Origin of the sequence: Aequorivita capsosiphonis DSM 23843 (genome assembly GCF_000429125.1) — a bacterium.
Taxonomy (GTDB): Bacteria; Bacteroidota; Bacteroidia; order Flavobacteriales; family Flavobacteriaceae; genus Aequorivita; species Aequorivita capsosiphonis.
The window spans coordinates 18,605-30,644 of record NZ_KE386851.1 but is presented as its reverse complement, the minus strand read 5'-3'; the positions used below and the strand labels follow the sequence as shown (position 1 = coordinate 30,644).

Here is a 12,040-nt window from a genome sequence, read left to right as displayed (position 1 = left end):
CGCCATAGCTCCGTTTTTTCTACGGAGCGACGGCGAGCTTATTAATTTTTAGCTTTTTAACTTATTCTTGATTATATTTATGGTGAGCCTCGGTGGACCCAGTCCACTTTAAATTTAAATATTTTGACTGAATGGACTGTTTATATTCTAAAGTGTGATGATAACAGTCACTATGTTGGCTGTACCGAAAATTTTCAAAATAGGTTAAAGAGACATTCGAATGGACTGGTTACCTCTACAAAATATCGACTTCCAGTTACTCCAATAACAAAAATTATATTCTCTGATAAATACAAGGCATACTATTTCGAAAAATATTTGAAATCGGGTTCAGGACGCGCATTTATGAACAAGAGATTAGTCTAATACAAAAGTTTCTACCATACATTTTCGTTTAATCAGGTTTTTATACTTTTAAACCCAGGGATGTTTTTCACATCCCAAACCGCACGCAAGCACTTTTACAGGAAGCGAAGCCTAAAGACCCCAAGGGTTCACATTTGGATTAAATTTCACCTCCAACAAACTCAATTGCAAATCATCTTCAGTGGCTCTTTTGTCTAGCTATTGTCTCAGAATAATTTTAACGCAATTCTAATTTTTTATCAAAAATTTAACGAGACTAAATCTATCTAAATAGCGCTGAACACACTTATGGGAAAAACAATAAAAACCCACCATCTTTAAAAAAGTGATGGATAAACCTAGAAATGAATATATAAAACATAATGAATAATACTGAACGATATTAAATTCGTTTTTTACGAACAATAGCTATTGGCACTTCAAGAAAAATTTAATGATTAAAGTTCGTTATTTGATGTCTTCGAGGTTGAAAAAACGTAATATTCTTACTACTTTAGCCCCTTAAACCTACTTACATTATGAAAAAAACAATACTCGCATTATTACTCTTTAGTGCCTCTCTACTTTCGGCCCAAGAAGAAGTTAACAACGATTACAATAAATGGTCAATAGAGGTAGCAGGCGGCGCCCACAAACCCACTAGACCTTTCGCAGACCAATATAAAGCATCTCCAATCAGCTTTGGACAGGTAAGCGTAGGTACGCGGTATATGATAAACAATGATTTCGGTTTAAAACTCGATTTTGGGTATAACGCCATAAAAGATGGCGACGGAAGCCTTCCTTTTAAATCTGATTATTACAGAGCATCGCTACAAGGGGTTGCCAATTTAGGTTCCGTTATGAATTTTGAAACTTGGACCGATAGAATAGGTCTTTTATTTCACCTCGGTGGTGGATATGGAAGACTTGCTCCAGAAGAAGCAATCAATGCTGATGAAAAGGATAATATGATGCATGTTATGGCCGGTTTAAGCCCTCAAATTAAATTGAGCAATAGAATAGCCCTAACAACGGACTTAACCGTAATCGGAAATGTGCGCCAAAATTACACTTGGGACGGAACTGAACTAACAAACAGCCGTGGTTTTAACGGAATGATGATTAATGTGTCTGCTGGTCTTACTTTTTATCTAGGTAAAAATGAAAAACATGCAGATTGGGTATCTCGTGAAAACACAATGACAGAAGAATTGGATAGCCTAAATCAGCGACTAACTAAAATTGAAACCGACCTTATAGACACAGATCAAGATGGAGTGCCAGACTACCTAGACCGTGAGCCTAATACGATCTCAGGGGTAGCTGTAAACACCAAAGGAATCGCCATAGACCTAAACAAAAATGGTATCCCAGATGAAATTGAAGCTTCGCTAGACCAGCGTTATGCTAAAATGAATGACATAAATAATGGAAATGACATCAGTGTTAAAGAATTATTGAGTCAGGGGTATGTAAACGTTTATTTCCAATTTAATAGCGATAAGCCCGAGACCTATTCTTTACAGGCAATTAACTATTTAGTGAAATATATGAACGAGCATCCTTCTTCTCAGGCAGAACTAATTGGTTATGCTGATGAAATCGGAGCTCCTGAATACAACCAGCAACTATCTGAAAAGAGAGCTAAAAGAGTTTATGATATTTTAATTGCTTCGGGAGTTTCCGAAAGTAGATTATCATACACTGGTGGTGGCGTAGATTCCAGCGTTGATAAAGCTTCTGGACCAGCAAGACAATTGGTTCGCAGAGTTACTTTTAAATTGAAATAGAGAAATAAATATATTTTAAATCAAAAGAGAGTCCTTAGAAATAAGGGCTCTTTTTTTTTTGCAATAAGATCGGGAGGAACGACGAGGGATGAGGAACGACGAACGATGAACGACGAGGGACGAGCGACGAACGACGAAAGTTGAAATTAGAAAGTAGAAAGTAGAAATGCGAGCAACAAGGCGACACGGCGATGGGGTGAAAAATTGAAAGTGAAAGTGAAAAAGAACTCGAGACCGAATCTCATGTCTCATCTTTGAAGCCCTGCTTCTTGAGTCCCTTTCATTCCGTTTAAAACAACAGTTCCTCACCTATATCCAAAAACTATCGGGACTTTTAAAAATAAGCTTCGAATCACGAATCACGAATCACGAATCACGAACTATGAGCGACGAACGACGAGCGACGAACGACGAGCGACGAAAGTTGAAATTGGAAAGAAGAAATGCGAGCAACAAGGCGACACGGCGATGGGGTGAAAAATTGAAATCGAAAGCGAAAAAGAACTCGGGACCGAGTCTCATGTCTCATCTTTGAAACTCTTCTTCTTGAGTCCCTTTCATTCCGTTTAAAACAACAGCTTCTCACCTATTGGATATTCCGGTGATACTGACCCCCCATTCCGGTCATATTGACCCCCCTGTTGATTTTGGTCTTAAAAGATAAGATAGTGACAAAATTACAGTTTTTTCCTTAAACTTTCCCCTTTCAATTCTATGCGGTGTGAGGTATGTACCAACCTGTCCAAAATGGCATCCGCAATTGTTGCTTCCGCGATGACCTCATACCAACTTCCAACTGGTAATTGACTCGCTATAATGGTTGAGGAGACGCTGTGCCTGTCCTCAATGATTTCCATGAGATCCGTTTTTTTAACTACACTATTTTCCTTTTAGCCCTCCTTTAAAAACCCATCCATCCTTTACTCTCATTCCACACTTGTTCGAACGTTGTTCGAATAAACGGCTCGTATTCGAAGCAGACACGAACGAGTCTCGAACAAGACTCGAACAAAGACTTAAAAAGCCTGATTTGGTTTGCCAATATCCAAAAACTATCGAGACTTTTAAAAATAAGCTTCGAATCACAAATCACAGATCACGAATCACGAACTATGAGCGACGAAGGACGAAAGTAGAAAATAGAAAGTAGAAATACGAACGAACGAAGGACGAGGGACGAAGGACGAGCGACGAGCGACGAGCGACGAAAGTTGAAATTGGAAAGTAGAAATGCGAGCAACAAGGCGACACGGCGATGGGGTGAAAAATTGAAATCGAAAGTGAAAAAGAACTCGGGACCGAATCTCATGTCTCCTCTTTTAAGCCCTGCCTTTTGAGTCCCTTTCATTCCGTTTAAAACAACAGCTTCTCACCTATTGGATATTCCGGTGATACTGAGCCCCCATTCCGGTCATATTGACCCCCCTGTTGATTTTGGTCTTAAAAGATAAGATAGTGACAAAATTATAGTTTTTTCCTTAAACTTTCCCCTTTCAATTCTATGCGGTGTGAGGTATGTACCAACCTGTCCAAAATGACATCCGCAATTGTTGCTTCCCCGATGAGATCATACCAACTTCCAACTGGTAATTGACTCGCTATAATGGTTGAGGAGACGCTGTGCCTGTCCTCAATGATTTCCATGAGATCCATTTTTTTAACTACACTATTTTCCTTTTAGCCCTCCTTTAAACACCCATCCATCCTTTACTCTCATTCTACACTTGTTCGAACGTTGTTCGAATAAACGGCTCGTATTCGAAGCAGACACGAACGAGTCTCGAACAAGACTCGAACAAAGACTTAAAAAGCCTGATTTGGTTTGCCAATATCCAAAAACTATCGAGACTTTTAAAAATAAGCTTCGAATCACAGATCACAGATCACGAATCACGAACTATGAGCGACGAGGGACGAAAGTAGAAAATAGAAAGTAGAAATACGAACGAACGAAGGACGAGGGACGAACGACGAGCGACGAGGGGATGAAATTGGAAATTGGAAAGTTGAAATACGAACGACAAGGCGACAAGGTGATGGGGCGATGGAGCGACAAGGCGATGGGGCGAAAAATTGAAATCGAAAGTGAAAAAGAACTCGGGACCGAATCTCATGTCTCACGTCTATAATCTCAAATCTCAATTAACATCAAAAGTCTAATGCGATTGAACCTGAAAGTTGAAATACGAACGAACGAACGAACGACGAGGGACGAACGACGAACTACGAGGGGTTGAAATTGGAAATTGGAAAGTTGAAATACGAACGACAAGGCGACAGGGCGGTGAGGCGATGGGGCGAGGGAGCGAAAAATTGAAAGTGAAAGTGAAAAAGAACTCGGGACCGAATCTCATGTCTCAAGTCTCAAGTCTAAAATCTCACAAATTTATTAATCCTGTAAACCGTAGACCTAGTCTAAACCTGACAGGTTTCAAAAACCTGTCAGGTTTGGGATATGCGAATGAACCTGAAACTTGAAATAAACGACAAAGGGCAAACGACGAAAAAGTGTAACTCGATAAAAATGCCTTAAACGCCTACTATCTTTGGCTGAAGATGTTTTTATATTATTTTAATCGGCCGCCACTGACTCTAAATTTCAAAATAAAGGCAATAGCCTACTTTCCTTATAAAAACGCAAATAAAAATCCCGCTGCAAATAATTGGCAGCGGGATTTATTGTTTAAAATAGGTGTTAATTTTTTTTTACAGCATGTTTACTCCCGATACTGACTATATTAATAAAATACGAAGTTAGTTGAATTAATTAAAGCAGCCCAACGTCTTATGTACTAACGTCCTACGTAAATCAAGATAGCTATCGTAACTCGCTACAATCATCAATTTTTTATCTCGACCAGAAACCTAAAACTTTCAACCAGCAACCTCGCATTCTACCCCCAAAACTGATACCACGGCCTCTTATCCATATCTGCATGATACCCATAGCCGTAGCCATAGTTATATCCATATCCGTAAGATCCTTTAAAGTCAATGTCGTTAATAACATATCCCATCTGGGCTATTTTTTTATCGTCCACTAATTTTTTGGAATAGCTTATCAGTTGTTTTTCCGTAACTCCGGAACGAACCACATAAAGTGTAAAATCTACTTGGCTCATAAAGGTTAAAGTATCAGACACTAGCAAGGTTGGTGCGGTGTCAATGATAACGTAATCATAATGCTTTTTAGCTTCCTTTAAAAAGTCCTTAAACCGCTCACTGGATAGCAATACACTTGGCATTGGCGGAATAGTACCCGAAAGAAGCAGATCAAAACGATTGGAACCATTACTAACATTTAAAATGTAATCTTCCAAATTGGAATCCGGATCGTTTAAGTAATTAGATAAACCTGCCTTCTCTTTTGTCTCGTTTACATATGGGTGTAACTGTGGGTTCCTTAAATCGGCACCTACTAATAACACCGACTTTTTTAATTGAAAGTAGGTCTGGGCTACGTAATAAGAAACCGTTGTTTTCCCTTCTCCTTTTACCGAAGAGGTTACCGCTATCACCTGCCCATCATCCGTAGGATTGCTGCTAGTAATCATAAAATTTAAGTGATGCCCTAAGGTTCTAAAAGCCTCTTCGCCTTGTGAATTTATGGCACCCCTTCCTCCATCATTCTTTTTGTTTGCAATTTCAGGTATTTCACCTAAAACCGGGGCTTCTGCATTTATCTCTTCGATGTCTTTACTAGTGTATATCTTATTATTGGTGGCAAACTTTAAATACAAAATCCCAACAGGAATCAATATTCCAATTAAAAAGGCCCCTAAAAAGATTATTTTTCGTTTTGGCGCTACGGGAATTGAGTTCGTTATCCCATAATCAATAACCTTAACATTTGCGGCCGTTGTAGCCACCTTGATAGCTGCTTCCTCCCGCTTTTGCAATAAAAGCAAATATAAATTCTCTTTCAATTGCTGCTGCCGCTCAATACTGCGCAGTATTTTCTCTTTATTTGGCAAGCTACTAAAAGAAGACTGCGCTTGGTCCTGCGCACGTTGGTTTTGCTCTAAAGATTGCTTTAGTTGGTTTTTATACCCCGTTAAGGAGCTACTAATATTGCTGTTTAAATCTCCAATGGTTTGCTTTAGTATTTTTACCTTGGGATTATTATCACCTGCACTGGCCTTCCATTTATTGTACTCTAATACCGCTTCGTTGTAATCAGCAACCAGATTATTTACAGCGCCACTGTTTAATCCAATATTGGCAGGGAGTAAATTAAAATCGTCGGCAGTGGTTATACTTTTCTCCAATACATCTGCCAAGAGCAGCTGGGTTTCTACCTCAAATAACTGCTCGTCTTTTAAGGTACGTTTCGCAATAATTGATTCCGCATCAGCCTCAAAAATACTTAGATTGTTGCTCTGCTTATAAGTGCCTTTGGCCAATTCAATAGAGTCCAATTCACTGGTAAGATACTGAAAACGTTCATCGATAAATGCAATGGTGCGTTTGGAAACCTCTTGCCTGTCCTTGATTCCATCTTCGGTATAAACGTCTATAAGCGTATTTATAATTGTTTGCGCATGTTCCCCATTAGTAGCGTCTAAACTCAAAATTAAAATATCACTATCCTTTCCATCGGGGCTTACTTTAATATTGTTTACCAAACTTTGTGTTGCCCTACTTTCATCGACAATCCTTATAACATATTCTGGATTCTCGCCTGGTTTAATGTTTCCGGCTTCCCGTGGCTCCAATGTAAATGGAAATTGAGGAGTTGCCGCATCAAAGTAATAATTTGGCACATCTAGGCTATTTCCTGCTTCCATATCGCGGAGCTTATACCCCCTAGAAGTTATAGTAACCCCAAATTCCAAGTCTGTTTTTAACGTATCTACTTCTGGCGCATAAACAGCCCTAAAAGGCGCAGTATAAACCTGGTTTTCACTCACTCGCCCTGTTTGAAAATAAGAAACTTGTAGGTTAAGCTTTTCTACAACCTGATGGTTTATACGAAAAGAACGAAATACAGCGCTTTCATTTTCTAAATTCACATTGCTCTTACCTAGCATTTTATCCAAATCCAGTGCAAAATCCGTCGCCTCCTTATCGGTTAAAACTTTTACTTTTGCAGTGGTATTATAGCTGTTAGGGGTATATCTTAAATAAAAAAATGCGCCTAGCAATGCAATAACAATACTTAAAAGCATCCATGGCCAGTAGGGTAAATAGCGATATATAATCCCTTTAATATCTATTTGGTCGTTTTCAGAATCGATTTCCATTGGGGTATATTAAAAGTTATATCTTAACGAGTGAGTAAAATAGCGATGCTAACCAAGAGGGAGGCAATGGCAACAATAGTGGTTACACTCCCCACATAGCCGGCAGTTTTTACTTTTGCCCGGTTGGGTTCCACCACCAAGATGTCATTGGGTTTTATATTGTATTCCGGATCATCCATCCAGTCTGCCGTTGTTAAATCAAGCCGCGTAATTTTACGTTTTCCATCGAGCTCACGAATCAACATAATCTCATCCCGCTTTCCGTTAATGGTTAAATCACCCGCATACCCCAAGGCTTGTGGCACGGTTAAGTTTTGTTCGGTAAACCCAAAAGTACCTGGAACTTTTACTTCTCCTAAAACGGTTACTTTGGCATTGAGCAAACGCGCCGTCACTACAGGATCAACCAAATGTCCGCCCGTTTCTAAAAGACTCGCAATCTTATCTTCTAAGCCAGTACTGGTTTCTCCCTTTGCCAACACCTTCCCTAAAACAGGAATGGAAATAAAACCTTGGGCATTTACCAAGTAGCCTTGTAGTTTCATAACTTCCAAGTTATTATTGTTTACCACCGCATTAGAACCTGAATTCTTATTGTAGGGAAGCGCAGTTTCAGGCATGGCAGCACTTATCGTTACCGATAAGATATCGTTGGGCTGGATGGTGTTTTCGGTGTACACTATATCCGTTAAGCTATAGGCCTCCGCATCTTGGAAGTATAAAATTTTTTTATTACTCACACAGCTGCTGAGCAGCAAACTGCATACAGCTAAAATAAATAGCTGAAGGGGAAATTTTTTAATCATAGGTTTATTTTATTTAGGGCATTCTTAATAGCTAAGCGTAAGTTAATAGACATTATTTTAATGTTTAATATGTAGGTGTTACTTATGCTATTGATTATTTTTAATGCCCTCCTCCGGCGGGCGGGCGTTAATTCGTTCCCGAAACTTCGGGAGTTAATTCCCTCCTCCGGCGGACAGGCGTTGATTCCCTCCTTCGGCGGGCAGGCGTTAATTCCCTCCTCCGGCGGGCAGGCGTTCAACCAATAGTTCGAGATTTAAATGTCACTCGTCGATTTCCGAATCACATAATTTATATCTTCAGTTCGACTCTACAACCCATTCTTCCGAATCCCGATTCCCTAATCACGGTTCCCGAATCCCTAATCACATAATTTATATCTTCAGTTCGACTCTTCAATCCATTCCCCCGAATCCCGAATCCCGATTCACAAATCTCACGTCTAAAACCAGCCGTACTACGGTTATTTTAAATCTCGGCAAAAATAGTAAGAAATTAGGATAACGCAACCCAAATAACTATTAATTAGCCCTCAGGATTTGTACTTTAGATTTATGCTTATTATACTATTTTTCTCACCTCTCACCACCAGTTACTTTTATCCATTCCAATATTAGTCCTTAAAATGGACGTCTCGGCAAATCCTTAAACCATCGATAAACGATTTCGCTAGAAGAATTCAAGATAACCCAAGCGGTGATACAGATTATTTTAACATCAACTATAAATGATTCATGCTTTTGGTACCATTTTTCAACTTCCCCTTTAAAGGGATAAATCTTATCTGCATAAAAAGCCCACGTATCTTCGCCTCTATTTTTCACTTCAGTAATGAGTTCTTCTTCGTCTCTAAATATAATTGACCCAATTCCGGTAAGCCCTGGTTTTACATTATAAATTACTTCTTGAACATCTTTAGGATAAGCTTCAAAACTAATACGCATCACTGGGCGTGGACCAACCACACTCATATCACCTTTAAGAATATTTATCAGTTGCGGTAATTCATTGATTTTACTTTTTCGTAAAAACCCACCCATAGGGGTTATTCTTGGGTCTCTTTTAGTTGTCATTACACCTCCAGACATATTTGGGCTATCCTTGAGCATAGTAGCAAATTTCCAAATTAAAAATGGTTTATTCTTATAGCCAATTCTTTCCTGTTTATACCATATATAGCCTTCTCCAGTGAGTTTAAGACCTATCATAATTGGGATTAACAACGGAGCTAAAATTAGAAGAGAAACAACAGAAACAATAATGTCTGCCAATCTTTTGAATAGTAAATACATAATTACATTTTTTGGTCTAAACTCTTTCCTGTTTCGATATGTTCAAAATCTGGGAGCTGTTTTTTCAGTAGTTCAACAATGGCAGCTTTATCGTAGTCACCGGAATCCATGAGATTTTTTAACTGAAAAATGGTACTATCGATTTCGGACTTTGGAAGCTTTCTCGCATTTTTAATCACACCAAGACTAAAATAGGTTTTAGTATCAATCAAATCAGTATCTGTATAAAATTCTTCATAGAGTTTTTCTCCAGAAGTATCTGAATCGAAAAAGAAAACGGGGTATGGATCATTTTCCTTGGTGCTTAATGCTTTCTTTTTCGCTATTTCTTCAGATGTACATTCAACTACTGCTCTTTTGGACGCCTTAAAGAAATCTAAAGTAATTTCCTTAAAGTAGACCATCTCTTCCGAAGCTAATTTCGGAAAAAAGATTTCTCCCGAGTTTCCTAACATACAGGCCAACATACATATTTGCCCACTTTCAATAGGGGAAACAAAAAAACGCTTAACGTCAGAAGGACAAGAAATAGGTTGATTCTGAAATAATCGCTCAATATATCCGGCCAATAAGGAACCATTGGAAAAAGCAACATTCGCAAATCGTGCGGTGGTAATCTGCAAATCATCACTGTAGGACATAATCACCTCTTCCATAAGTTTCTTGCTTGCTCCCATTACATTTACGGGATTGGCTGCTTTGTCTGTAGATACACAAAAGAAATGTTCTGGTTTTTTGGTAATAAGCAAATCTAAAAACTCTTTAGCTTTGAACACATTATTGTCTATCATTGCTTCTATAGAATATTGATCCTTTTCGCTACGAACGTGCTTGTGTGCTGCAAAATTAGCTACTATATGAAATGGGCCTTCTGCTAAAAACATTTTTTTGAAAACAGGATCCCCAAAATTCATGGGGTATGTTCTAAAGTCATTGGGAATATATGTATTAGCATCAGAGCGTAGTTGTCTAGTTAACTCCGTCAAGCCATTCTCATTAGTATCCACAACATATAATTTCCCGGGCTTAAATCTCAGGATGGCCTTGATATATGAGGAACCAATCGTGCCAGCACCGCCAATAACCAATACTGATTTTCCAGCTATTTTTTTACTAAGCGTGTCTTTATGTTTTTCAATGTCATTTTCAAATAGACTAGTTTGTCTTTTCGTAATGTACGTATTTATAAAATTGGGGATATCTATTAAATTCATGATTCAATATAAGATTTGGGGTTTAGTGTTTATTTTTTAAATAAATTATGTTTAGGAAGATCTTTGAATAAATCGTGAACAATTTCGCTTTTTGGAAAAATGACGACATATGCTGTTGTAAAAATTATAAGGAAATCTGTGAGAATACCTCGATGTTTTGAATACCATAATTCGAGTTCACCTTTATAAGGAGCAATGTCATCTTTATAAAAGGACACAGCATCCTTTTTAGAATCTTTTATAAAACTCTCTTCGTCTCTAAAAACAATTGAACCGATACCAGTAAGCCCCGGCTTCAATCCTTTAATTAAACTCTGAATACTCTCACTATAATATGAATAATTTCTAAAAGTTGTCGGTCGCGGTCCAACAACACTCATATCACCTTTTAGAATATTAATAAATTGAGGAAATTCATTCAACTTGGTTTTTCTTAGAAATTTACCAACTTTCAAAACACGTGGATCATCTCCTGTTGTTATATCTCCACCTGCCATATTGGAACTATTTTCTAACATGGTCGCGAATTTAATCAAACCGAATGGCTTCATCCCTTTACCCACTCTTTGTTGAATATAAAATATTTTACCTTCTCCTGTTAACCTGAGAAGGATCATAACAGGTAGAAAAATGGGGAAAACAATAATTAACACAATTGAGGAGAATAAAATATCGAAAACTCTCTTTATAAATAAGTACATTGATTGTTTAAATTTCTAAGTTAGAATTGGCAGGGACTAATATTCTTTGTGAAAGTTGCACATTGGGTCCTATTCTCGTGTCCTTTCCTATTTCTGCTCCACCTGTTATTCGTGCACCAGGCATCAGCACACAGTTTTCTCGTAATATTGAGTCGTGATGAATACTTACATTTGAATTAATGAAACAGTAATCTTCAATTACAATATCTGTAGTCAAAATTGAGGTCTCACCAATATAACATCCTTTACCTATTTTTATTGAGCCCTCGTCATATAGAGAAGCCTTAGGGTGAATAAAAGTTGGGAAATTAAAATTCTTTTTACTTCCAAATTCTTCAATAATTTTTCGCCTAATATTAACATTACCGATTGCTATTATAATATCACAGTCAAATTCGATATTATGCAAATACTTATTATCTCCAACAATATTCACCCCTTTAACAGTTCCAGGCTTTTCGTCAATGAAACCTATTCCGTTATAATTAAAAAGATAATTGGTATGTTTTAGAGTAGCTAATATTTCTCTTCCAAGACCTCCTGAACCAATTATTAAAAGATGCTTTTTCATACAATTTAAATTACAATAGCTTCAAACTAATTATTAATTTTCAAGAATTTTAAAATGGTTAAGCTAAAAAAAATGGT

At 37.8% G+C, this 12,040-nt stretch carries 8 protein-coding genes and 2 pseudogenes; 2 read left to right on the top strand and 8 right to left on the bottom strand.

Translation table 11 applies throughout. From position 1 onward, the window contains the following. Window positions 1–123 precede the first annotated feature (123 nt). Together G440_RS21085 and G440_RS0118840 are read left to right on the top strand one after the other, a co-directional pair. Window positions 124–366 carry a GIY-YIG nuclease family protein gene (locus G440_RS21085; RefSeq protein ID WP_084426923.1) on the top strand — a complete coding sequence of 81 codons (243 nt, stop codon included), beginning with the start codon at window positions 124–126 and terminating at the stop codon, window positions 364–366. 518 nt (window positions 367–884) lie between these two features. Then, window positions 885–2,138 carry an OmpA family protein gene (locus G440_RS0118840; RefSeq protein ID WP_026452712.1) on the top strand — a complete coding sequence of 418 codons (1,254 nt, stop codon included), beginning with the start codon at window positions 885–887 and terminating at the stop codon, window positions 2,136–2,138. 677 nt (window positions 2,139–2,815) lie between these two features. Here G440_RS0118840 and G440_RS21080 read toward each other — a convergent pair. From G440_RS21080 to G440_RS0118805, 8 genes and pseudogenes are all read right to left on the bottom strand, one after another. Next, window positions 2,816–2,998 (bottom strand): annotated as a pseudogene (locus G440_RS21080) (ATP-binding protein); the annotation flags it as partial. Window positions 2,999–3,602: 604 nt separating this feature from the next. Next, window positions 3,603–3,785 (bottom strand): annotated as a pseudogene (locus G440_RS21075) (ATP-binding protein); the annotation flags it as partial. 1,247 nt (window positions 3,786–5,032) lie between these two features. Continuing rightward, complete coding sequence (locus G440_RS0118830) at window positions 5,033–7,381, bottom strand: GumC family protein (protein ID WP_026452710.1); 2,349 nt, start codon at window positions 7,379–7,381, stop codon at window positions 5,033–5,035. Window positions 7,382–7,404: 23 nt separating this feature from the next. Next, a complete protein-coding gene (locus tag G440_RS0118825) occupies window positions 7,405–8,187 on the bottom strand; it encodes a polysaccharide biosynthesis/export family protein (RefSeq protein ID WP_026452709.1) in 783 nt (260 codons plus the stop codon). Between the two features lie 618 nt (window positions 8,188–8,805). Further along, window positions 8,806–9,477 carry a sugar transferase gene (locus G440_RS0118820; RefSeq protein ID WP_026452708.1) on the bottom strand — a complete coding sequence of 224 codons (672 nt, stop codon included), beginning with the start codon at window positions 9,475–9,477 and terminating at the stop codon, window positions 8,806–8,808. Between the two features lie 2 nt (window positions 9,478–9,479). Further along, entirely contained in the window at window positions 9,480–10,691 is a 1,212-nt protein-coding gene (locus tag G440_RS0118815) for a polysaccharide biosynthesis protein (protein ID WP_026452707.1), read from the bottom strand. 29 nt (window positions 10,692–10,720) lie between these two features. Then, complete coding sequence (locus G440_RS0118810; protein ID WP_211228205.1) at window positions 10,721–11,392, bottom strand: sugar transferase; 672 nt, start codon at window positions 11,390–11,392, stop codon at window positions 10,721–10,723. A 7-nt stretch (window positions 11,393–11,399) separates the two neighbouring features. After that, window positions 11,400–11,963, bottom strand: a complete 564-nt coding sequence (locus G440_RS0118805; RefSeq protein WP_026452705.1) for a PglD-related sugar-binding protein — start codon at window positions 11,961–11,963, stop codon at window positions 11,400–11,402. Window positions 11,964–12,040: the final 77 nt, after the last annotated feature.

Bases quoted from the DNA above. Each gene is read 5' to 3' on its own strand.
- G440_RS0118840 (WP_026452712.1), top strand. From the start codon at position 885: ATGAAAAAAACAATACTCGCATTATTACTCTTTAGTGCCTCTCTACTT.
- G440_RS0118830 (WP_026452710.1), bottom strand. From the start codon at position 7,381: ATGGAAATCGATTCTGAAAACGACCAAATAGATATTAAAGGGATTATA.
- G440_RS0118825 (WP_026452709.1), bottom strand. From the start codon at position 8,187: ATGATTAAAAAATTTCCCCTTCAGCTATTTATTTTAGCTGTATGCAGT.
- G440_RS0118820 (WP_026452708.1), bottom strand. From the start codon at position 9,477: ATGTATTTACTATTCAAAAGATTGGCAGACATTATTGTTTCTGTTGTT.
- G440_RS0118815 (WP_026452707.1), bottom strand. From the start codon at position 10,691: ATGAATTTAATAGATATCCCCAATTTTATAAATACGTACATTACGAAA.
- G440_RS0118810 (WP_211228205.1), bottom strand. From the start codon at position 11,392: ATGTACTTATTTATAAAGAGAGTTTTCGATATTTTATTCTCCTCAATT.
- G440_RS0118805 (WP_026452705.1), bottom strand. From the start codon at position 11,963: ATGAAAAAGCATCTTTTAATAATTGGTTCAGGAGGTCTTGGAAGAGAA.